Origin of the sequence: Arthrobacter sp. KBS0703, assembly GCF_002008315.2 — a bacterium.
GTDB lineage: Bacteria > Actinomycetota > Actinomycetes > Actinomycetales > Micrococcaceae > Arthrobacter.
Genome location: NZ_MVDG02000001.1, coordinates 208,071 through 229,331, shown reverse-complemented (window position 1 = coordinate 229,331; position 21,261 = coordinate 208,071). Strand labels below are relative to the sequence as shown.

The window sequence follows — 21,261 nt, the reverse complement described above, 5'->3', positions numbered from 1 at the left end:
GGTGCCGAATACTACTTGGACATGTTGGCTTCGCCGAGACCGTACTTTTTGAGGATCTCGAGGTATTTCGGGGTCTTCTTCAGGTCTGCGAGCCCGGAATTCAGGTCCTGCAGCAGCTGCGAATCGTCCTTGCGCACTCCGGCGCCGATGATGCCCGGGTAGTAGGGCTTGTAGGGCTGAACGAGCTTGAGCTTGGGGTTGGGCTTCTGAACCAGGCTGTAGCCGATCACGGCGCTGTCGGTGAAGACGGCGTCAACCTGCTTGTTTTCCACGGCGGCCAGCAGGGCAGCCTGCGAGTCGAAGAGCTTGACCTGGCTGCCGCCCAGGCTGTCCACGAGGTCCTTGAATACGGTGCCCGTCTGCGCCCCGAGGACCTTGCCCTTCACATCGTCCCGGGAGGCCAGGGTGGAGTCCGCCGGGACCACCATTGCCTCGCCTTCGGTGTACCAGGGGTCGGTGAAGTTGATCTGCTTCTTGCGGTCGTCCGTGATGTACATGGCATCAACGATGACGTCGGCCTTCTTTGCGTTCAGCGCCGCGATCAGCGTGGCAAATTCTGAGGTGAAGACCTTGATCTTCCAGCCCTTGGCGTCCGCGATGGCCTTGATCATGTCGCCGTCAATGCCCTTGAGATCACCGGACGCCTGATCGGTAAAGGAGAAGGGAGCATCGTTGGACGTTGCGATGGTGAGGGTTTTCTGTTCAGTGCCGCCCGTGCTCCCTCCACTGCTGGCTCCTGAGCCACAAGCCGTCATCGCCAGGGCAACAACAATGCCCATGGGCACCAGGGCAGCGAAGCGCCTGCGGAGCATCTTTGTATTCATCATGAAGTGCCTTTTGCTAGTGATGGGTTTTATCGGTTGAAGCGTTCGAGCCGAAGGGTGGCTGTGGCCTTGTGGGCTTCCATTCCCTCGACGTCGGATATTGTCGCCACGTAGTTGGCCAGACGTGGCGTGGCGTCCTTTTCCACCCGCTGGTAGGTGAGTGGTTTGAGGAACCTGGAGACGGAGAGCCCTGCTGATGACCGGGCCCCGCCTCCGGTGGGGAGCACATGGTTGGTGCCGGAAGCGCCCTTGTCTGAGTAAGCCACGGTGGACCACGGGCCCAGGAAGATGGAGCCGTAATTACGCAGGTTGGCGTGATAGTAGGAATCGTCCGAGGTCTGGATTTCCAGGTGCTCAGGGGCCAGCAGATCCATGATCTGCACTGCCGTTTCCCGGTCCTCCGCAAGGTAGACGGTGCCGTAGTCGCGCCATGCCGGCCCGGCAATGTCCCGGGTGGCCAGCGAGCGCAACTGCTTGTCGATGTGCCTGATGACTTCTTCGCCCAGCTCCCGGGACGTGGTCACGAGGGACGCTGGTGACTGCGGGCCGTGTTCTGCCTGGCCCAGGAGATCCGCGGCGACGAGTTCCGCGTCCGCGGTTTCGTCGGCGATGACGGCGACTTCGGACGGGCCGGCCAGGAGGTCGATGCCGACGCGTCCAAACAGCTGGCGTTTCGCCTCGGTGACGTAGGCGTTGCCTGCGCCGACGAGGATGTCCGACGGCTGCTCGCCGAGAAGGCCGAAGGCCATGGCGGCCAGGGCCTGCACGCCGCCGAGGACAAAGGCACGGTCAACTCCGGCAAGGTACGCGGCGTACAGAACAGCCGGGTGTCCGCTGTCCGGGCCGGCCGGCGGAGTGCAGGAGATGACGCTGCCGACGCCGGCGGCCTTCGCCACCCCCACCGTCATGAAGGCGCTGGCAAGGATGGGGAATCTGCCCGCTGGCAGATAGGCCCCTACGCGGGCCACGGGAACGTACTTGTGTCCGGTGAAGACGCCCGGGAGGAGCTCGGCCTCAAAGTCGGTGAGGTGCTCGCGTTGCTCGACGGCGAAAAGCCTGGTCCGCTCGGCACTGGCCATCAGGGCCTCACGCAATTCCGGGGACAGTGCGTCTCCGGTCCTGGCCAGATCGTCCTGGCCGATCTCCATGTTTGCGCCCTGCCAGCCGTCTAACTGCTTCGAGTATTTGACGACGGCGTCCATACCGTTTTTCTCGATGTCGCCAAGCATCTCGGAGACCGTTTGAATAACCTCCGGCAAACGCTGGGCCGGGACGCCCCCTACGGCGGGGCCCTTCAGTGTTGAGAAGTTGCCCCGGATGTGGACCCGGTCACGTTCAGTAAGTTGCATGGGCTAAAGGTACGTGCAGGCGAGCCATCGCACAACGGGACGTAAACACGTGCCTGCCATAGGGTTGCCCGATAGGATGAGTCATGACACTCACGCAACTCCGGGCCTTCCTCGCCGCGTATGAGCTAGGCTCCTTCACTGCCGCGGCACGAAAGTTGGAAACAAGCCAGGCATCCGTTTCGGAGCTCATCAGCAGGCTGGAACACGAGCTCAACCACAGCCTTTTCACCCGCGGCGGCAGACGGCTCATTCCCACCACCGCAGCAGTCGAACTCAAGGTCCATGCGCTGCAGTCCGTGACCTCTTTCGACAACGGTGTGGAGGCCCTGAAATCCATGTCATCGCTGGAGGGCGGCGTCTGCACCTTCGGCGTCCTGCGTTACGGAGCGCACTACGATCTTGCCGACCTCGTGCAGCGCTTCCACCGTCGCTATCCCAAGGTGAAAGTGCGTCTTGTGGGGTTGAACTCCGTCGCCGTGGCCGAATCCGTGGCTTCCGGTGAAATTGAAGCGGGTCTCATTGTTCTCCCTGTTGTGGAAACCGGGCTCCAGGTCAGGCCGCTCTTCAGGGACGAAGTTTTTTACGCCTCCGCCCAGCGCGATCCGTCACGCGGCCCCATGACCATCGAGGAACTCGCGCAGTCCAAGCTGGTGCTTTATGACGCCTTCGCCGGCTGGCGTGATCCCACGCGCCGGCAGATTCTCGAGCGCGCGCGGCTGAAAGGCCTGAAGATAGATCCCGCCATTGAAGTGGAACATGTCGATACGGCGCTGGGCCTTGTGGCCACGGGGGCGGCGGACACCATTGTCCCCCAGGCAATCGTCAACGGGCCCGGTTTCCCGAAAAACGTCAAAGCCGTTCCATTTGCCGAACCGCTGTACGACACCATCGCCCTCATCCAGCGGGAGTCCGCCTACCTTTCCCCCGCAACACGCAAAATGGCCCAGATGGCCGAGCGGACGCTGCTGGCCAAGGTGGCGCCGGAACAGAATGTCCGGCGAGCGGTCCGGAATTGACCGGCGTCGAATAACCGGCCCCTGCCGCGTCAGCGAGCCGGCGTCAGCCTGCCGTTGCCGCACCGAGCGTGACGTCGGCTTCCTGATCCTGGCCGCCCCGCTGGAACGTGATCTTCACCGTGCTCCCGGCTGCCTGTTCGCGGGCGGCCGCCGTCAGCTCGGACGCGTCCGTCACGGTGTGGCCGGCCAGCGCGGTGACCACGTCGCCCTCTTTCAGTCCCGCCTTGGCTGCCGCGGACCCGGGGGTCACGGCGGCCACCTCGGCCCCGGTGGTGAACTCGGACGTGCCGGGCGCCTTGTCCTGCACGGACAGGCCCAGCTGGCCGTGCGTCGCGGAGCCGTTGGCGATGATCTCCTGGGCCACCCGCTTGGCCACGTTGATCGGGATGGAGAACCCGACGCCGATGTTGCCGGACTGGGCCGAGGATGAGGAGGATGAAGCGGCCGAGGCGATGGCCACGTTGACGCCGATGATCTCGCCCTGCGTGTTGGTCAGGGCGCCGCCGGAGTTTCCGGGGTTGATGGCCGCGTCCGTCTGGATGACGTTGATGCTGATGGAGTCCTGCGCCGCGTTTGCGGAAGCGGAGCTGCCGGCTGCCGATGACTCCGTCTCAATGGTGCGGTCCACGGCCGAGACGATGCCGTCCGTGACGGTGCCGCTGAGTCCCAGCGGCGCGCCGATGGCGATGGCGGCGTCACCCACGTTGACTGCGCTGGAGTCGCCCAGGGTCGCCGGGACCAGCCCGGTGGCGGTGATCTTGATGATGGCCAGGTCCGAGAGCGGATCCGTGCCGACGATGGTGGCCGCATAGACTTTTCCGTCGCTGGTGCGGACCTCGATGGCCGCTGCCTGGGCCTGCCCGTCGAGAGTGACCACGTGCGTGTTGGTCAGGATGTGGCCGTCGGCGTCCAGGATGATGCCGGAGCCGGTGCCGCCGGAACTGCCGGAGCTGGCGCTGATGGTCACCACGCTGGGCGAGGCCTTCTGGGCGGCGGCGGTCACCGCGTTGACGCTGGAGGTGTTGTTGACGATCACCGGCGTGTACTGGGCAGCCTGCGCGCTGGAGGCCGCCTGCGTCGGCGCGCCCCACAGGGTTGCGGCCCCGGCTGCGGCGCCCCCGCCCAGGAGACCGGCGGCCACCAGGCTCGTGACAAAGACCGCCGGCCCGACCCGTTTCCCGGCCTTCCGGCGGGTGGCGGGCGTCGCGGCTGCCTGACTCTCGGTGCCTGCACTGGCGTTCATCATCGTGCTCCTTGGGTTCGGCTCCGACTGCTCGGAGGCTATGACCCAATACTTGAACGCCGGACTAGTGTGCGCCTGTTGTGCTGCTGTGAGGGGGCTGTGAGCGTTTCAAAGACGGACGACGGCGGGCCGGGAGCCGGGCGGTCAGCCTCAGCCTGCCGCCCGGCACCCCATGCGCTCAACCAATCCCGTCAGCGGGCGTTGAAGACGTCGGGCCCGAAGCTGTTCACCCCTACGCCACGGGCAATACCGAGTCGGGGCAGCCGGAAGATGTCCTCGATGGTGGCCAGCAGGCTGTAGTGGTTGTAGAAGCGGTGCGAGATGGTGCCGCCCCTGACGAAGGGCGAGAGCACCAGGGCGCCCACCCGGCCGCCTGCAGTCCCGCCGGGTCTGCCCGGAGGGCCGGCCGAGCGGCCTTCGGCTTCGTCGAAGGTGATGATCAGGACGCCGTCGCGCTGGAACGCCGGGGACCGCAGAATGGGCGGCACGTGCCGCAGGAGCCAGGCGTTCGCGGTGACCAGGCCGCCGGGTCGCCGGTCCACGCAGGGGCTGTCGTGCCCGTCGCTGCACAGATTGGGGGTGATGTAGGAGAGGTTGGGCGTCGCCGCGTACGACCTCAGATCGTAGGCGAGCGCCCTGAAATCAACCACCCGCCGCCGGCAGTCGGGCGAGGACGTGATCGCTTCGAAGTACACGAAGGGGTTGTGCCGCGTGGCGTACTGGTCACCGCGCCGGGCCCCCTGGCTCCCGTCCTGGGCGCCGGGCGGCGGATGCCGGCACGGGATCCGCATGTCCTCCATGTACCCCTTCCAGCTCTTCCTGGCCGCAGTCAGCTGCCCGCCGACGGTGGGAACGGACCGTGGGTAGAGGCAGCCTGCGCCCCTGAAAACGCCGCGGTACGGAGGACCGGCGGGCCTGAACCGCGCATAGGTCCCGCAGCCGGCACGGGTCATGGCGTTCGATGGCTGCCCGGAAATCTGCGCCAGGTAGTTCGGCAGCGAATTGTGTGCGATCGCGTAGTACTGGGACAGCAGGACACCCCGGGCGCGCAGGAATTTAGACAGATAGGGGGCTTTCGACGCCGGTCCCCAGACCGCGCCATAGCCCCTGTTCTCGAGGTTAATCACAAAGACGTGGCCGGCCCTCGCTGCCCGGGTCAGCGCAGGCACATCCGGCACCGGCGCCGCGGCAGGAGCGGCGGCGGTAACGGGGCGTGGCGCGGTCTGCGGGGTCGGCGACGGCTGGCTGGCCGCCCCGGACATAATGACGGCAACCGCAAGGGCGAGCCACTGCGCACCCCGGCGGGCACCTTTGGCCGCCCTCCGCCTGGCCTTCCAGCCCATCGTGTCCTTCTCTCACGGACCTGTCCGGCAGCCGTCGGCAAACACCCGCATAAGGAATCTTCGGAGTTCAGAGGCCCCGACGGCTGGCACCAGCATAGGCCTCCCCGGGCAACGATTCCCAGCCTCCTTTTCAAGGTCCGATGAGACACTGCTCGCCGTCCTGTCTTGATCAATCCTTGATCAACTGCTGATCCCTTATTGACCTGAAGCGGACTCTTTCCTGAGGGGCCCCGGGCATTGTTGGTCCTGTTCCACATCGAACGGAAAGACTATGGCACTTGAAGGCAATGGACTCGTGTTCTCCTCCTCCCGGCTGCTTCGGCTCGCTGAGGACGTCGAAAGCGACGCGGTCGCAATCAGCTACGCCGCCATGTTCCTGCGCCTGCTGCCGGAACGGGTCGGGCGGATCCTTTCCGCCGTACGCGAGCAGGACATCCCCGCGGCCCTTGACGCAGTGCTCAGCCTCAGAGTCCGTGCCCACATGGTCGGCGGCCTGGCGATGGAACGGGACTGCCGCACCCTGGAAGCGAATTTGCGCAGCGGAGATTTCGCTGCCGCGGCCCGGTCCGCGGGCGAAGTAGCCAAAGACTGCCTGCCGCTGACACGGGCGCTCGAGGAATTCCTCCGAGGCTGGCAGGACCTGGAGGACTCAAAGCGCAAGCAGCCGTGACCGCGGGTCCAAGCCCGGCACTGGCGGAGGATCGCCGGAGCCCTCGCCGCCCCGGAACAGTCCTGATCAGGCTACTTCGCCACCAGACTTTCCTCGGGCTGAGGGCTGTTCGGCGCGGGGCCGCCACGCAGGAACATGCCCCTCAACCGCGCCTCAATGGGGCGTTCAAAGAGTGTGAAGAGGAGCGCGGATAGCATGATGGATACGGCAACGCCGGCGGCGGCGAAGGCCGCGCGTTCGCCAAGGGTCACCGGGCCGAGTTCCAGGGCTGTGCGCAGCACGAGCTCGTGAACCAGGTAGAGGGCGAACGACCATTCGCCCAGCCTCACCATGGCGGGAGAACTGGCGAAGGTGCGGCGGCCTCCGGTGCAGTCACGGTGGGCGAAGGCCGCGATGAGCAGGGCGAAGCCTGGCATGCAGAGCGTGCTCGCCAGCGCCGGCGCGATGTGCCACGGGACGTTGGCGGCGACGACTTCGAGCAGGAGGACCGGACCGACGGCTGCGGCCGCTCCGACCCACACACCGAACCTGGGCTTCCAGCCTTTCCGGAACGCCATGGCCAGGCACACACCCACAACGAACTCTGACACCCGGTATGCCGGGAACGTGTACAGCAGCGCTCCCCAATCGAACGCCGGGACCAACGGGAGCAGTGCCGACAGGAGGGCCGCGGCCACGAAAACCAACACGCAAATAGGAAGGAGTCGTTTCGCTCGAAAACGCGAAAGCCACACGGCCAGGAACGGGAACACCGCATAGAAAAAGGCTTCACAGGAAAGCGACCAGGACACCCCGTTGTACGCATAGACCCAGGTCGGGTCCGCGTGCCAGGACTGTAGGAGGAGAAGCGCGGCAATGAACCGGGGAACGGACTGCTCCCCCTGGGTGGCCTGGTTCAGCACCACCGCAGCAACCAGGGTGAGCGCATGCAGCGGCCACACTCGGGCGAACCGGCGCCAGTAGAACTGCGCTTTGGGAGTGTTTGGCTTCATGGACCAGGCGAGCACGAATCCGGAAAGTACAAAAAAGAACGTCACACCGGTCTGCCCCACGGACACGAGCGGGAACATCTCCGGCACCAGCGTCACGGACGCATGATACGAGACCACGAGTATGGCGGCCAGAAACCGCAATCCTGTCAGCGAATCCAGCCGCGTGGGCTTATCGTCCATCCTTCCTCCCTGTGAGACGGCGGTGACCGCCCATCATACAAGGCAATGAGACGGACAACGACGGCGGCCCGGGAGCCGGGAGCCGGGAGGTCAGCCTCGGCCTGCGGCCCGGTGACGGCGGCGGAGGGCCCGGAAGATGAACAGCGCGCCGAAGCCGATCAGGCCGGCGGCGGCCACGGTCATCCAGAGCTCGCGGTCCGCGTGCCCCAGGTTGTCCGCGAGGTAGCCGGCAAACGGCACCGCGTAGAACAGCTTCCCCTTCACCTGGCTCGGGTGGACGGGTGCCGGGGAGGTGACGCCGTTGTTGTCGCCCCTGGTGATCAGGGTTTTCTCGCCGGACTGTGTGATACCGAACCCGACGATCCGCTGTGTTTCGACGTCCGGCCGGTCCGGGTTCGGCTGGAAGGTGACGACGTCGCCGGATCTCAGTTCGCTGAATGCCACCGGTTTCACCGTCAGGAACGTTCCGGCAGGGTACTTGGGCGCCATGGAGTTGGTGGACACGGTGTAGGTCCGGTATCCGGTGGCCTGCGGAACGATCACCAGAGCCAGCGCGGCGAAGATCAGTAACATCAGCAGCAGGCCGGCCACGCCGCCGGCCGCCCCCGGCCCGGACTCGCCGCGTTTCTCGGCCACCTCGGCGGGGCGGCGGCTGCCACGTTGGCCGCCCGTGTCCATGCCGAACTGCGGCCGCGGTACTCCTGCGGCCTTCGGCGCGAAGGAGTCCCCGGCTGGCGGCGAGGCTTTAGGCTCAGCCACCGGACACCCCGCGCAGCTGTCCGGAGACTTGTGGAATCGAGATGCTCACGACGTGTCCCCTCGCTGTGGCTGGAGCCGAGGAAGATCACCGGATTTCGAAAGCACGAGACTTCGGCTCTCCCCTGGGCCTATTGCTTAGAACATTGCGGCAACTGGCTCAGGACTCCATGCCGGAATCCGTCAAGGTTTCGTCAAGAATTAATCGGCGTGGCGACGGCTCGCCCAGACCGATGTCAATCCGCGGGGCTTCCGGCACCACAGAAGCCTCAGCTGGGACGAAGGTCTGCCGAGGGACAGCCCCTGTAGGCGGAATGCGGCCCATTAGTATTGATCGGCGCCCCTGAGCGCGCCAGGTTTGCCGTTACGCGCTCTGCAAGGGCTCGTCCCCTGCCAGGCTGCTGGACCGATCGACACGGATGGCAGGTCCACATCAGTGCATTAACAGAGGCAACGCCAAAACAGGCACACTGTCTGGATGCCACATCTGTCCGTGGCTCACGATTCAGGGGCTAACCACGATTCTCAAGGCGGCGGGCGAAGTTATTTTACGAACGCGCAACCGCACACATCCCCTCGGCCCGGCTTGGTCTCGACCTATGCAAACACCATCAAAACGCTGGGCGACTCCGACAACATTCAAGTCATCGACATCACGGGTCTGTACAAGACAATGAGGCAGTAGCAGCCGCCGGGCGGCTGCTAGACACTCAGCGTCCAAGCGACGCAGGCTTCTGGATGTAGCCGCGACGGCCAGGGCTACCAACACCTCTATCGACACGGGGGTCGTCTGGCCCCAGAAGCATCGCGTCGGTGCGTCATCATTCGCGACCCGGATGGCGTACGTGGTTCATTCAATCTCCACGCCGACGTCGAACACAGAAGTGACGGGCTGAGCGTCAAGAGTCGGAACTAGCGTTGCAGGGAACTTGCGTGGAGCCTGTCTGAAACGTATTTGCGGGCCCTGGTCGTGTGACGTTCTGTCACTTGGGCGAACAGCCAGGCTGCTGCGACGATGCCGACGATGATCGCGAGCATGTAGACCCAGTGAACTGGGTCAGACGGCCACCTGCTGTCCACCTGTACACCAAATACGGACACAACGAGGAAGGCAATGGGGAGGTGGATTGCGTACAGGGAGTACGAACTGTGTGCCAACGAAGAAAATCGCGTCAGCAACCGTGCGAAGAGTCCCCGTCCAAGGAGGCCGGTCAGCAAGGTTGCGATGAAGGCAGCTGCAGGTACGGCAACAATAAGATCCCCGACCATCTCGGGAAGGGAATTCAGCCCGCGGACAACCATGGACGCCACCAAGGTGAGGCCGCCCGTCAGCACTCGTGCGGTAGCGACCCTCCGGTTGGACCAAGAGTTCAGGACGCCAATCAGGCGCGGACCGAAGGCTGCCACCACCGCCCCCAACATCCACAGCGGCACGTACGACACAGCCCGAGGTCCGATTAACATGGCCACAGCAAGCGCACCGGCAGTGTAAATCAGGGCATATTTGGATCGCGTCCAAAAGTACACCCCGAAGAGAACCAACGGCGCCAGAACATACATCCAGAATTCGAAAGACAACGACCATAAGGCCGTGTTCGTCCCATAGGTGGGAACCTTAATCGCCATCAAAAAAACGGCATTCCCTAGAAACGTCCCTGCGTCGATGGGCCGCTGGTCCAAGGCAACTCCCCCATACCTCAGATCTCCCCTATACGTGCTCATGTCGCCGAAGTAATGTCGCCCGATAAGGTCCAAGACCATGGTCAGAACCAGAGCCGGCATGAGAACGATACCCAGCCGAGTGATCCGGTTGACCATGTACCCGCTCCAGCGAAAGGTGTTCCGCTGCACGCTGCGGATCAAACTGCCGCCAACCCAGAAGCCACTGAGAACGAAGAACAGGACAACTGCTTGGTGGCCGAGGGCAGAAACACCGTACAGCACACTCTGCATGGGGTTATGTGCGACGTCGTCGAAATCCATCATCACCAGCGTTCGAACGTGCTGCAAGACTACGGCGAGCGCTGCGATTGCTCGCAATACGTCCAGCGGCACGTTCACTCCGTCGAGACGTACTGCTTCAGTCTTTGTTATAGCGGTGGTTTCAACCACGGCTCCCCCATGTCCAAGATTCTATTTTGCTCGAATCCTACCTGTGCCTGAGCACTCCGGGAAAACGGTCGCGACTCGCCTGGCCCGCAACGCCTGGAACACTTACCGGCATGCGTCGGCAATCGCCGCGGGGTCGCCGGCCTCAACTCGTTCCAAGGCCAATAGGCCGCTGTGGCCGCTTCCCAGTCGTGCGACACGGCGACGAACTGGAGGCACCTAACGGGCGGCGCGCTTATCGATCGCATCCAGCGCCAGCAATGTCCTTGGAGCGCCGATGTGCGTGTATCGCGCAGAATTCATAGGGATTGTTGCCATGCCGATGTCCCAGTTTTCGGTTGCACCGCACCCTCTTGTTCAGACCGCGACCAAAATCGTGGGGAGCCCAGCTATCTTGACTTCCATCACGGACAATCAAGCCTCGCGACATCACGTCTTGGCAAAGTCCAAGAGAGCTCGTGCGTCTGTCGCCACCTGACAAAACGGTGGCCGCAGCGCTCCAAGCCGGGGAGATAACGTGGAGAGACCCCACCTGGGGCAGTACATATGTTTCGGCCCGACATGTAAGGCCTCCCGATTTGGGAGACCACATCCTTGCAGACTACCCTTACGATGTCAATCATGGTGTAAATGGGGGAAGCATGACCTTAACGAAGTCTCAACGTGAGCGGGTCACACCGAAACGGGCGTCGCCACCCCCGTTCCGGCGAGATATTCAAGGGCTCAGAATGTTAGCCGTTGTTGCCGTAATACTAGATCACCTTTTCGGTTGGCCGTCAGGTGGATTCGTAGGAGTCGACGTTTTCTTCGTGATCTCAGGATTCCTCATCACGGGCCTACTAGTACGTGAACACGAGAAAACAGGTTCCATCTCGTTCATGGGGTTCTACCGCAACAGGATCCGCAGAATTGCGCCGGCAGCAACGCTCGTCTTGCTGGCCACAGTCATCGCCTCGTGGCTACTTTTTAATTCGAGCCGCTTCTACTCCACTCTTGCAGACAGTGTCTGGGCATTTTTCTTTGCCGCGAACTGGCATTACGCGGCGTCGGGAACAAACTATTTCGAGGCTTCCGGTCCCGAGTCTCCCCTTCAGCATTTCTGGTCCCTCGCAGTTGAAGAGCAGTTCTACTTTGTATGGCCATGGCTGATGCTCGGAACATTCCTTCTTGGCCGCCGCAATGGCTGGTCCAAAGCCACGGCCCGCAAAGCGGTTGGAATCACCCTCGCCGCCCTAACGATTACAACATTCGCGTGGGCATCCGTTGAGACCGCAACTAATCCCACTTGGGCGTACTTTTCAACGTTTTCACGCGCATGGGAGCTAGGAATCGGTGGCTTAATCGCGGTCTATGCCGGTGCTTTGAGTCGGCTACCATTCGCTATTCGTCCCGCGCTAGGTTACCTAGGTCTCGGTGGCATATGCGCTTCCTTGTTCGTTATCAGCGACACCGTTGCATTCCCAGCGCCATGGGCTGCCCTACCTGTGATTTCAACGGCGGCGGTAATAGTCGCGGGAACTGGCGGGCACCTATCCCTTGGTGTACTGACGAACCCGATTTCCCAGTACATTGGCAAGATTTCGTACTCGCTGTATTTATGGCACTTTCCGGTGATCATCCTCTATTCTGCGGTGTTCGAGACGACTTGGCTGCAGCAAGTGATTTGCGCGGCAATCTTTACGCTGGCTGCCATCTACTCTTTTCACCTCGTTGAAGACCCCATAAGACGGTCAACCTGGTTAACTCCCGCACGCAACAAACAGCGAAATAGCTCGGGCGCGCCCTCATTTAGTTACCAGTTGACGGCCCTTAGCTTGCTGGCTCTTGTCACTTCCGCCACGGTGGCACTGGCACTGGTTCCACCTACACCCCAACAGAATGCGGCAGCGGCGCCGACGACTGTGGAGTTGCCGCCGGTTGCAGGAACGAAGGCAACCGTTGCCGATTCTCCTCCTAAGCTGGCCTCCCTACAGGCTGCAATAAAGACGTCACTCGCCGCGGCTGCCTGGCCGGAACTATCGCCGACGCTCGAGGAGGTGATAGCCGGTCCTCAAGCGCCCGAAGATATCATGCCCTGTGGCCTTCACAAGGTCGAAGAGAGTTCATGCACCTGGGGAGATCCGAATGCAAAACACACCATAGTCACGGTTGGCAGCTCGATCAGCATGACCTACGTAGCGGCCTTAAGGTCGGCAATAGGGACGGACTCTGACTGGAACCTTGTCTCCTATGGCATGTTCGGATGCCCATTCGGTGGCGCGGCCGACGTAGCGAAAATAAAGCCGATGCCTGAAGGCTGTCAAGGAAGAGCCGAAGAAGCCGTATCAGCCATCAATCGAATCGACCCTGACGTAATCGTGTTCTCTGGCATATTCGCAAGCGCCGATGAGGAAATACAAAAAATCACGGCGGCTCCCCAGCTTGTGTTCATGCCGGGACCGCCCGTTGATAAGGACATCGCATCCTGCTACACGAAAGTGAGCCACCCGTCTGACTGCGTCAGCACCGTTCCAGCAACATGGGGCACCGAAGAGAAAATAATCGCCCCGACTTGGGAGAAGGGCGTGTTCATAGACACCCTTCCTTGGTTTTGCGCCGATCAGGCCTGCCCCAGCTTCGTAGGAAGCACCCCCACAAAGCTGGACCAAGCACACATGACGGCAGCGTATGCGGAACGTCTTGGCCCGGTGATCAGGGAGGCATTGGAACGTCAAGGCGTGCTGAAGCCATAGCACCCAGAATAGATCCAGTCCCTACGATCACGTGCCGACAACGTTCAATACGCATCAGTGCCGGCTGCCCTTGATCACCGTTAGGGAAACTCGCTACCTGTACCCGTCCACAACCGCCGCAGCAATCTCTTTGTACGCGCGCCGGGTCTCCGGCTTCAGCACGTCCAGGGTCACCAGGTCCCCGTCGGCCACCCCCCTGTCGTGCGGCACGGCGATGAGCTGCCGACACATGCCGGCGAGGTGGTCCTCGATCGCGTCCTTGTCCACGCGGCTGGAGACCTCGTCCTTGTCGGTGATCACCACGATCGCGTTGCGGGCCAGGTCCTCGTACCCGTGGCTGGCCAGCCACTGCAGGGTGCTGCGGGCGCGCTTGGCGCCGCTCACCGCGTAGCCGGCGGCGATGATCAGGTTGTCCGCCGACTGCAGGATCCCGCTCATCGCGTTGTGGGTTACCCCGGTGCCGCAGTCAGTCAGGGCCACGGAGTAGTAGGCGGAGATGACCTTGCGGATCCGCAGGTACTCCTCGGCCGTCAGGGAGTCGGAGACCTCGGGGTCCTGCTCGCCGGCGATGAGGTGCAGCCGGCCGGAGTGGTGCATGTAGCGGGACAGCCCCGTGAGGGAGTCGATCGAGTCGATATTCTTGAGCAGGTCGGTGATGGTCCTCGGAGTGGCCTGCTGGTAGATGCCCTCGCCCAGTGCGCGCTCCACGAGGTCGCCGGAGTCCGGGTTGGCGTCGATGGCGCACGGCGGGTCGCCGCGGAACTCGGCCAGCGTCAGGCCCACACCGACTGTGGTGGAGGTCTTGCCGATGCCGCCCTTGAGGCTCAGCACGGCGGTGTTGAAGCTGCCCTGCAGCTGGCGGGAGATGCGCCGTGCCAGCTCGTCTTCCTCGCGTTCCTGTGCGCTGGGGCCCAGGTTCCAGGCGCCACCGGTCGCCCGGTACAGGAAGCCGCGAAATCCGCCCTTGGGCCTGGGCTTCTGTTCGCGGACGAACGACGTCGGCAGAGCCGTGTGGTCCGCCACGGGCGCGTCAGGTTCGCGCGCAGTTTCCGGAGCGTACGCCGGGCGGTGCCCCCCCCGGCTGTCTCTTATACACATCTAGATGTGTATAAGAGACAGGGCCGGCGGAGCGGGAGGCGCGTCGGAGACGGCATCCGCCGCGGCTGCGGCCTCCGCCCAGGACGAGCTCCGGAGCGGGAGGACGGGCGCTGAAGTGGTGTCGGGTGTCACGGCGGGAAACATTCCTGTCCAGTCGTCGGAGCCGTCACCATCGCGGCGGCGGGAGCGGCGGCGGCGCAGTTCGGGCTGCTCCGCTTCGGTGCCGGCGTCGGTCAATTGGTTATCCACTGGTTTGGGCATGTTTGGTCCCCCAGGACTCGCGGCGGCGTCCCGCTGCGCTTCTCGATTGGTCTGGTCTCAAACAGCAAGTCTAGGCGCTGGCAGCTCGATGACCGATTTCAGCCGCGCATCAGGGCCGTCGCCACCACGGCGACGGTGGCAACGAGGAGGACCGCCAAGACCAGGTAGCTCCACCATTTGGGCCTGTTGCGGTGCGGGTTGATGTCAATGTACGGCACGCCTACTTTGCCGGTCCTGAAGCAGCGATGGGCGTCACCGTGCGGCGCTTGAGCCGGAGCATCCAGTAGAGCCCTGCAAACGGAATCAGCAGGCTGCCGAGCAGCGCGGATACGGCGAGGACAAAATCGGTGAGAGCCACGGAAGAACCTCCGGAACGCGGTTGAACTCTCGACGCGCACGCGGAGGCAGTCTTGCCCTTGCCGCGACGACAGTAGCTGGAAGCTGGCAGTTGGATCCCCCATGTCAGATCTACAGAGACCCTACCCAGCGGTCACAGATTCGACAAATCCTGTCAAACCTTCAACCATCCGCCTCAGAGGCAAAAGCGCGGCGTTATCGACGGAGCGCCATCACCACCACGACTGCCGTGGCCACGGCCAGCGCACCCAATCCTACGTAGGCCAAGATCCGAAGCGCCCGTTGGCGGGACGCCCGCCGCGATTCCCTGGTGACTTGACTGCCCGCATAGTTCCCCATGGCGGTGATGGTACATGCACACCCTTGGGATCAGATCCAGTCAAGCCAATTGTGACGCCCCAGCCGTCAGCGCGGCACGTTATCGCCTGTGGGCGTACCGTCTGCTTGGTGCGCGGCCGTACGGTGACTTCCCCACACGCGGTAGTGGGGTCGGCGGTCGCGGCCGTGCCCGAACCGTTGCGGCAGCGGCGGCAGCGGCTCCACGGGAAGGCCAGCCACCGCAACTCGCGGCGCCAACTGCTGCCGCGGCATGTCCTGCCTATCGAGCCACGACCGCTCGGGGTAGGGATCGTCGGCGACGATGTGCTGCTCGATAAAGCGTCGGATGGCTGCGCTGATTCCCGTCTTCATGACCCAAAACTAGAGTGGGCAGCCAGGCATCCCAAGAGTAGTCACTACCTGTTTTTCCGGGCGGCTAACGCGGACTACTTGGATCTAGACCATATGAAGTGTGATCGGTCCTGCGCGTCCGGGTCGGCCATTATCGCCGGAGCGGTCCTGCAGCGCCAGCTTGATGTGGTTCACTTGCGTCGTGCTGGCGTGTGGCGCTGCCGGGCCTTTACCCGGCGGGATGTCCTTTATCCCGGACGGGCAGGTTCTGACAGGTCGGGGCCGGGGCCTTCTGTTTCACAGTGTCCGTGGGTTGCCATCGGCGGCTCCCGCGGGCTCCACGGCCCTTCGGCGGTGCAATGGTAGTGCCACATGTGAGGTTTGGGAGGTCCCGGCTATGTTTGAGCATACTTTCAATGGTCTGGATGTTCACGCGGTCAACATCGTTGCCCACGCGCTGAACCCGGACACCGGCGAAATCAAGAGCCACTCGATGGCTGCCGACCCGGCGGTGGTGCTGGAGTGGGTCCGCCGCTTCGAGCCGCCTGTCAGGGTCGTGTATGAATCAGGCCCGACCGGTTTTGTCCTGGCCCGCTACCTGCAGGCTGCTGGAATCACCTGCGTGGTGGCAGCTTCGTCGAAGCTGCTGCGCGCTCCCGGGGACCGGGTGAAAACCGACCGAAGAGACGCAAGGGTTTTGGCTGAAATGCTCGCGGTCGGCTCGGTCACCGAGGTGCGCATCCCGGAACCGGACGAAGAGGCCCTTCGGGACCTGTCCCGGCTGCGCTCGGGCACCGCAAGGGATCTCGCGCACGCCCGCCAACGCGTGAATTCCCTCTTGCTCCGGCACGGCATTCGCTGCCCGGAAAACACCAGATGGACGCAGGAACACCGCCGGTGGCTACGCCGCCAGCAATTTGACGAACTGGTGCTGCAGTTCACTTACGACGCCGATGTCGAACAGGCCGAGCTGCTCGCCATCCATCTGGCACACATCCACAAACAGGTCACCGCCACGGCGGCAGCCTGCCGCTACACCCCTGTGATTAACGCGCTCATGTGTCTGCGCGGCATCCAGATGACGACCGCGTTCGGGCTGGCCGAGGAGATCGGGGACTGGACCCGCTTCACCGGCTCCTCCATAGGCTCCTATCTCGGACTGGTCCCCAGCGAGCAATCCTCTGGCCAGTCCCGGCACCAGGGCCCGATCACCAAGGCCGGGAACACCTACGCCCGTAAGCTCCTGATCGAAGCCGCGTGGGTGCACCGGCGCCCCTACGCCCGGCCAGGGGAACGGCTGCTGCACCAACTCAAGCTCGTTACCCCGCCAACCCGCATCCGCGCCCTCGAAGGTAACCACAGGCTGCACCGCAAATGGGAACACTTCGATGAACGCCACAAGAAGTCAGTCAAGGCCAACACCGCGATCGCCCGCGAGCTGGCCGGCTGGTGCTGGTCACTTGCCGCCACACTCCAACAAGGAGAACGCATGGATGCGGCCTGACCCATGAACATGCCGCCGAAGGTGACGGATGAGTGACGGCAGCACCGGAGCTAAGCCGGGACAGCACTATGAGCAGACGCACCCTACCCCCGTCGACGCTCGACTCTAGACACCCGATAATGCCCCGCCGAACAAATCGTCATGCGGTAACCAACCCGCGAATGTCAGCCTGACAATGCCAGTCGAAAACGACTCGCCGACACCCCCGCCCACAACCGGCAGGCACAGAATGAGCGGCCCCCGGAACCAAATCCAGAGGGCCGCTCATTCCTGCCTCTTGACAGCGAGAACTACATATCAGTGCTGCGGGCGCGTCTCCTGCAGCCGCTTGATGAACCAGCGCGACTGTTCCGGCCCGTAGGGCAGCACGGGGATCGCTTTGGTGGCGTCGCTAGGGGTGTCACGGATGGACTGGCGGGCCTGGCGCACGGCAGTGGACATCGTGTCCGCCATAGTCTTCACGAACCGGTCGCTGCACGGCTCGCCGTGCCCGGGAACCAGGAACTCGTAGCGGTGGCGAAGTGCGGACAGGTGCCGGAGCGCGTCGGCCCATTCTTCCGGGTAGGAGTCCTCGAAGGACGGGTGCGAGCCCTGCTCCACGAGGTCGCCCGCGTACAGAGTGGTGGAGGTGCCCACCAGGAGGTCGCCGTCGGTGTGTCCCCGGCCCAGGTAGAACAAGGTCACGGTCTGCGCACCCAGGTCCACCAGGACTGGCTGGTCCCTGACGATCGCGTTGGGCACCACGAGTTCCACGTTGTCGCCCTCGCCGGCCGCCATCTCCGGCTCCAGATCCGCCACGGCGGCACGCTGTGCGTCACCGTTTTCCCTGATCTCCTCAGCACAGTTCTCATGCGCCCAGAACTCGGTGGCACCGGCTTCCGCGAACACCGAATTGCCAAAGAAGTGGTCGTAGTGCGCATGAGTGTTCACAACCACCAGAGGGAGAGGAGTTATTTCGCGCACGGCATTCAGGATTTCCTGTCCCTGCCGCGGGCCGCAGCCGGTATCGACCACCATGGCCCGCTCGGTTCCTACGATCAGGCCGGTGTTGAGCTTCGAACCTTCGGTCACCAGCACATAGTTGTCCGCGCCGACTTCGAGCCATCGTGACATTTCTTCTCCGTAATTCCGGGGAGCAGTAGCTTCGTTCAGGCCTCGATTCTACCCATCAAGCTGGGGATTATCAGGGAACTGTCTACCGCTCCGGCATATCCGCAACCCCCGTTCAGGTCTCCGGCCGCCGGCCTCAATTTCCGCCGGGAGCTGCTCCGCCGTTGCAGACTCATGCTTTTTAGCGCCAGAGTAACTTCGTGAAATGTCCAGTTGGGTATGATCTGCGCTATGGGGATCAAACAACAGAAGCACTTCTGCGAAAAGTGCAACACGACCACGAACCACGTCACCTCTTACAGCCAAGAGGGCAGCGGACTGGTGGCCAAAGTGAAGTGCTCGGAGCACACAGAGCTGACAACCTAGCGAGTAAGAGGCGGCTGCCGACAGTTCACGACGAGGAATGAGGGACGTCTGCCGCAGTCAAACCGTCGACGCTGAAATGAATCCATCAACCGAGCCGCGCTGACACTGGAGGACACAGAGGCATTAGCAACTGTCCCCCACACATACTGACCGCACAGCCCACTCGCTCAATATCGGGACTTGAGTGTCTGGTTCTTGGCGGTCCAAGAGCGCTGTAATTTCGCGGAAAGGAGCCTCGGCAGCTTGCGCACCCGCTGCCATGCAAACCCGGGCAGAGTCCTTCTTCCGTGTTCGGGAGGTTGCGGTAGGACGAGTGCGCCATGAATTACCATCCAGCGCCCGGTTGCGGAGGCCATCGAGCGGTTGAATGTGACGTGTTCGCAGACCCAGGGACCGGACACCGAAGGCACATAGGAACCTTGCCCGTACAAGTCGGCCTTATACAGGCACATCCCATTGAAAGCGGAGAGACAGGCAATGTCAGAGGCTGTGGTTAGACGCTGTTGCTCGGGGTAGATGAAGTCCCGAAATAGTCGGTAGTACGCCACGGGGTTGCTTTGCAGCCGCTCGATCCGCTTGTCCAATCCCGCGAATGAACGTGTCTCATCTTCGAATGCAAGCAGGTCATAGTAACTCGGTCGCGAGGTAGCGGCGAGGGCGAAAATCGTGTCATCGGAATCTAGACGAGACAGACTGGCACGGAAAAGTGCGATGTCGAGACGTTCCAAGAAGGGTTCGTCCATGTCTAGAACGCATATTGTTCGTACTGACCCCGGCAACTCCTTCGCTTGGTCGGCAAGGAACTGGCGTCCAATAGCCATTCGTTCCAGCCTTCCCTCGGCGTCTGACATGAAGCTCGTATCAACCAGCTGGACCATGCCTGTAGAAGTGACCGCATTCTCTAGAAGTTCGCGAGAATTGTCGCGCGACCCATTTTCGCCCACGATCAGACATGCGCGAAGTCCATTCTTTCGTAACTCGTCGAGCCCATGCAGTACACCTGGGATGGTTGAAGCGCAATCCCGCGCCAGAGCCAAAAAAACAACATCGTAGGTGCAGGCGTCACTCATGACCACAGTTTGACATAGGAATTGAGAGGCTCCGGACTAATTCTCGGGCAGTGGCGGATAATCAGCTGCCACTCGGTTCAACCACGCCTTCGGCGTATCCTTCGCCTGCAACGGAGTGTCCGGCGGCGCTTCGACGCCGACCTAGCTCGGCAGTGTCACATGTCGGCAAGCACAGACCCCGGATTCTCGATGGCATCGGCAACGTATCGCAGGAAGCCGCCGGCTGTTCCGCCGTCGCAGACGCGGTGGTCGAACGTCAGGGTCAGCTCCGCGACCTTGCGGACGGCCAGTTCCCCGTTCACGACCCAGGGTTTGTCGATGATCCGGCCAACGCCCAGTATCGCCACCTCGGGGTAATTGATGATCGCAGCCGAACCGTCCACGCCGAACACCCCGTAGTTATTCAGCGTGAACGTTCCACTTCCAAGTTCCGCGGGAGTCGCCTTGCCGTCGCGGGCAACTGCGGTCAGCCGACGGATTTCTGCGTCCAGCTCGCGAGCGCTGAGTTTGTCCGCGTTGCGGACTGACGGCACAACGAGGCCGCGGTCCGTCTGTGCTGCGAACCCAAGGTTCACGCCGTCAAAGGCGACGATCTCCTGTTGCTCGCCTCCTGCGGTGTCCTCGGCCGTGACGATCCGGGTGTTCAATTCCGGGTACGTTTTTAACCCAGCCGTGACAAAACGTGCGATGAAGGCCAACAAGCCGGGCGTGTTGTCGGCGTCGGTTTTCTTAAGTCCCCTACGGAGCTCCACCAGAGCGGTAGCGTCCACGTCCACCCACACTGTGGCTTCCGGAATTTCCGAGCGGCTTCGCGTCATGTTGGTCGCAACTGCCTTACGGATGCCGCGGACTGGGGTGCGGCTTGCGATGCCGAGTCCTGTGCGGGGGTCGATCGGGTGAACGCGGGTCTCGACAGGCTCAACCAGCGGACGCGGCTGGGTTTCGACTCGCTCAACCAGCGGGGTTTCGACAGGCTCAACCAGTGGCTTGATAGCTGCTTCCACGTCGCGGCGCATGATCAGTCCGCTATCGCCTGAGCCCTGCACGTGTCCGAGATCGACGCCGTGCTCCTTGGCCATTCGCCGCACGAGCGGTGAGATGACCGCACCGATCTTGCCGGGAACGCGGGTGCGCAGGAGAAGGAGGTCATCAGCTGAGGTGGTCAACTTGGTTTCGGCAGGCTCATCCAGCGGAGTGCGGGTTTCGACGGGCTCAACCGGCGAGGTAGTGCGCCGCGGACGGGTCCGGCGGACGGTTGCTGTCCCTCCGGGAGTTCCGTAGCCAATCAGCACGTTGCCTGAGCCGGCTTTTTCTTCTTCACGGTAAGTTTCGACAGGCTCGGTTTCGACAGGCTCGACCGGCGATCCCGCCGGGGTCACCGAGATCAGGGGCTTGCCCACGTCCAGGGTCTGGCCCGGTTCACCGTGCAGCTCAGCCACGGTGCCGGCGTACGGGGACGGGACTTCCACCATGGACTTGGCAGTCTCCACCTCGGCGATGGGCTGGTCGACGCGGATTTTGTCGCCCACGGCGACAAGCCAATTGACGAGCTCGGCTTCGGTGAGGCCTTCGCCAAGATCGGGCAGCAGGAATACTTTCGTTTCGCTCATCT

The 21,261-nt window shown here is 62.9% G+C and carries 18 protein-coding genes; 4 read left to right on the top strand and 14 right to left on the bottom strand.

What is annotated here, in order from left to right; all coding sequences use genetic code 11:
• Nucleotides 1-11 precede the first annotated feature (11 nt).
• Both B1A87_RS01075 and hisD read right to left on the bottom strand, forming a co-directional pair.
• Nucleotides 12-827 carry an ABC transporter substrate-binding protein gene (locus tag B1A87_RS01075; RefSeq protein ID WP_078026271.1) on the bottom strand — a complete coding sequence of 272 codons (816 nt, stop codon included), beginning with the start codon at nucleotides 825-827 and terminating at the stop codon, nucleotides 12-14.
• 26 nt (nucleotides 828-853) lie between these two features.
• Nucleotides 854-2,173 (bottom strand): histidinol dehydrogenase, encoded by a 1,320-nt coding sequence (gene hisD / locus B1A87_RS01070; RefSeq protein ID WP_078026272.1) that lies wholly within the window; start codon nucleotides 2,171-2,173, stop codon nucleotides 854-856.
• Nucleotides 2,174-2,256: 83 nt separating this feature from the next.
• Here hisD and B1A87_RS01065 point away from each other — a divergent pair, with 83 nt between their 5' ends.
• On the top strand, nucleotides 2,257-3,189 hold the full coding sequence (locus B1A87_RS01065) for a LysR family transcriptional regulator (RefSeq protein ID WP_078026274.1): 933 nt from the start codon (nucleotides 2,257-2,259) through the stop codon (nucleotides 3,187-3,189).
• Nucleotides 3,190-3,232: 43 nt separating this feature from the next.
• Here B1A87_RS01065 and B1A87_RS01060 read toward each other — a convergent pair whose 3' ends face one another.
• Nucleotides 3,233-4,474, bottom strand: coding sequence for a S1C family serine protease (locus tag B1A87_RS01060; protein ID WP_395940265.1), 1,242 nt, complete (start codon nucleotides 4,472-4,474; stop codon nucleotides 3,233-3,235).
• Between the two features lie 149 nt (nucleotides 4,475-4,623).
• Complete coding sequence (locus tag B1A87_RS01055; protein WP_260680563.1) at nucleotides 4,624-5,775, bottom strand: alkaline phosphatase family protein; 1,152 nt, start codon at nucleotides 5,773-5,775, stop codon at nucleotides 4,624-4,626.
• Nucleotides 5,776-6,046: 271 nt separating this feature from the next.
• Between B1A87_RS01055 and B1A87_RS01050 the strand changes: the two genes are divergently transcribed.
• Nucleotides 6,047-6,445 (top strand): hypothetical protein, encoded by a 399-nt coding sequence (locus B1A87_RS01050; protein WP_078026277.1) that lies wholly within the window; start codon nucleotides 6,047-6,049, stop codon nucleotides 6,443-6,445.
• 71 nt (nucleotides 6,446-6,516) lie between these two features.
• Here the strand turns inward: B1A87_RS01050 and B1A87_RS01045 are convergent, their stop codons facing one another.
• The 3 genes from B1A87_RS01045 to B1A87_RS01035 form a co-directional block, all read right to left on the bottom strand.
• On the bottom strand, nucleotides 6,517-7,617 hold the full coding sequence (locus B1A87_RS01045; protein ID WP_078026278.1) for an acyltransferase: 1,101 nt from the start codon (nucleotides 7,615-7,617) through the stop codon (nucleotides 6,517-6,519).
• A gap of 90 nt (nucleotides 7,618-7,707) precedes the next feature.
• Nucleotides 7,708-8,376, bottom strand: coding sequence for a signal peptidase I (locus tag B1A87_RS01040; RefSeq protein ID WP_260680562.1), 669 nt, complete (start codon nucleotides 8,374-8,376; stop codon nucleotides 7,708-7,710).
• A gap of 909 nt (nucleotides 8,377-9,285) precedes the next feature.
• Complete coding sequence (locus B1A87_RS01035; protein WP_078026280.1) at nucleotides 9,286-10,485, bottom strand: acyltransferase; 1,200 nt, start codon at nucleotides 10,483-10,485, stop codon at nucleotides 9,286-9,288.
• 638 nt (nucleotides 10,486-11,123) lie between these two features.
• On the opposite strand from B1A87_RS01035, the gene B1A87_RS01030 reads away from it, so the two are divergent.
• On the top strand, nucleotides 11,124-13,214 hold the full coding sequence (locus B1A87_RS01030; protein ID WP_078026281.1) for an acyltransferase family protein: 2,091 nt from the start codon (nucleotides 11,124-11,126) through the stop codon (nucleotides 13,212-13,214).
• 93 nt (nucleotides 13,215-13,307) lie between these two features.
• Here the strand turns inward: B1A87_RS01030 and B1A87_RS01025 are convergent, their stop codons facing one another.
• The 4 genes from B1A87_RS01025 to B1A87_RS01015 all read right to left on the bottom strand — a co-directional run bounded on the left by B1A87_RS01025 (nucleotide 13,308) and on the right by B1A87_RS01015 (nucleotide 15,620).
• A complete protein-coding gene (locus tag B1A87_RS01025) occupies nucleotides 13,308-14,312 on the bottom strand; it encodes a MinD/ParA family protein (RefSeq protein WP_260680561.1) in 1,005 nt (334 codons plus the stop codon).
• Complete coding sequence (locus B1A87_RS01020; RefSeq protein WP_144275681.1) at nucleotides 14,313-14,561, bottom strand: hypothetical protein; 249 nt, start codon at nucleotides 14,559-14,561, stop codon at nucleotides 14,313-14,315.
• 232 nt (nucleotides 14,562-14,793) lie between these two features.
• Nucleotides 14,794-14,931, bottom strand: a complete 138-nt coding sequence (locus tag B1A87_RS22740) for a hypothetical protein (RefSeq protein WP_185982192.1) — start codon at nucleotides 14,929-14,931, stop codon at nucleotides 14,794-14,796.
• 404 nt (nucleotides 14,932-15,335) lie between these two features.
• On the bottom strand, nucleotides 15,336-15,620 hold the full coding sequence (locus tag B1A87_RS01015; protein WP_078026282.1) for a hypothetical protein: 285 nt from the start codon (nucleotides 15,618-15,620) through the stop codon (nucleotides 15,336-15,338).
• A gap of 376 nt (nucleotides 15,621-15,996) precedes the next feature.
• On the opposite strand from B1A87_RS01015, the gene B1A87_RS01010 reads away from it, so the two are divergent.
• The gene (locus tag B1A87_RS01010; protein WP_078026283.1) at nucleotides 15,997-17,103 is read left to right on the top strand and encodes an IS110 family transposase; all 1,107 of its coding nucleotides are present in this window, start codon (nucleotides 15,997-15,999) and stop codon (nucleotides 17,101-17,103) included.
• A gap of 297 nt (nucleotides 17,104-17,400) precedes the next feature.
• Here the strand turns inward: B1A87_RS01010 and B1A87_RS01005 are convergent, their stop codons facing one another.
• From B1A87_RS01005 to B1A87_RS00995, 3 genes are all read right to left on the bottom strand, one after another.
• Entirely contained in the window at nucleotides 17,401-18,216 is an 816-nt protein-coding gene (locus tag B1A87_RS01005; protein WP_078026284.1) for an MBL fold metallo-hydrolase, read from the bottom strand.
• A 530-nt stretch (nucleotides 18,217-18,746) separates the two neighbouring features.
• Nucleotides 18,747-19,649, bottom strand: a complete 903-nt coding sequence (locus B1A87_RS01000; protein ID WP_139362652.1) for a glycosyltransferase family 2 protein — start codon at nucleotides 19,647-19,649, stop codon at nucleotides 18,747-18,749.
• A 155-nt stretch (nucleotides 19,650-19,804) separates the two neighbouring features.
• Nucleotides 19,805-21,259: a dihydrolipoamide acetyltransferase family protein gene (locus tag B1A87_RS00995; protein WP_078026286.1), complete on the bottom strand. Its 1,455-nt coding sequence runs from the start codon at nucleotides 21,257-21,259 to the stop codon at nucleotides 19,805-19,807.
• Nucleotides 21,260-21,261: the final 2 nt, after the last annotated feature.

What these genes read in the sequence shown, in the direction of transcription:
- B1A87_RS01050 (WP_078026277.1), top strand. Translation starts at nt 6,047, where the DNA reads ATGGCACTTGAAGGCAATGGACTCGTGTTCTCCTCCTCCCGGCTGCTT.
- hisD (WP_078026272.1), bottom strand. Translation starts at nt 2,173, where the DNA reads ATGCAACTTACTGAACGTGACCGGGTCCACATCCGGGGCAACTTCTCA.
- B1A87_RS01015 (WP_078026282.1), bottom strand. Translation starts at nt 15,620, where the DNA reads ATGAAGACGGGAATCAGCGCAGCCATCCGACGCTTTATCGAGCAGCAC.
- B1A87_RS01025 (WP_260680561.1), bottom strand. Translation starts at nt 14,312, where the DNA reads ATGTGTATAAGAGACAGCCGGGGGGGGCACCGCCCGGCGTACGCTCCG.
- B1A87_RS01030 (WP_078026281.1), top strand. Translation starts at nt 11,124, where the DNA reads ATGACCTTAACGAAGTCTCAACGTGAGCGGGTCACACCGAAACGGGCG.
- B1A87_RS01065 (WP_078026274.1), top strand. Translation starts at nt 2,257, where the DNA reads ATGACACTCACGCAACTCCGGGCCTTCCTCGCCGCGTATGAGCTAGGC.
- B1A87_RS01005 (WP_078026284.1), bottom strand. Translation starts at nt 18,216, where the DNA reads ATGTCACGATGGCTCGAAGTCGGCGCGGACAACTATGTGCTGGTGACC.
- B1A87_RS01045 (WP_078026278.1), bottom strand. Translation starts at nt 7,617, where the DNA reads ATGGACGATAAGCCCACGCGGCTGGATTCGCTGACAGGATTGCGGTTT.
- B1A87_RS01000 (WP_139362652.1), bottom strand. Translation starts at nt 19,649, where the DNA reads ATGAGTGACGCCTGCACCTACGATGTTGTTTTTTTGGCTCTGGCGCGG.
- B1A87_RS01055 (WP_260680563.1), bottom strand. Translation starts at nt 5,775, where the DNA reads ATGGGCTGGAAGGCCAGGCGGAGGGCGGCCAAAGGTGCCCGCCGGGGT.
- B1A87_RS01010 (WP_078026283.1), top strand. Translation starts at nt 15,997, where the DNA reads ATGTTTGAGCATACTTTCAATGGTCTGGATGTTCACGCGGTCAACATC.
- B1A87_RS00995 (WP_078026286.1), bottom strand. Translation starts at nt 21,259, where the DNA reads ATGAGCGAAACGAAAGTATTCCTGCTGCCCGATCTTGGCGAAGGCCTC.
- B1A87_RS01075 (WP_078026271.1), bottom strand. Translation starts at nt 827, where the DNA reads ATGATGAATACAAAGATGCTCCGCAGGCGCTTCGCTGCCCTGGTGCCC.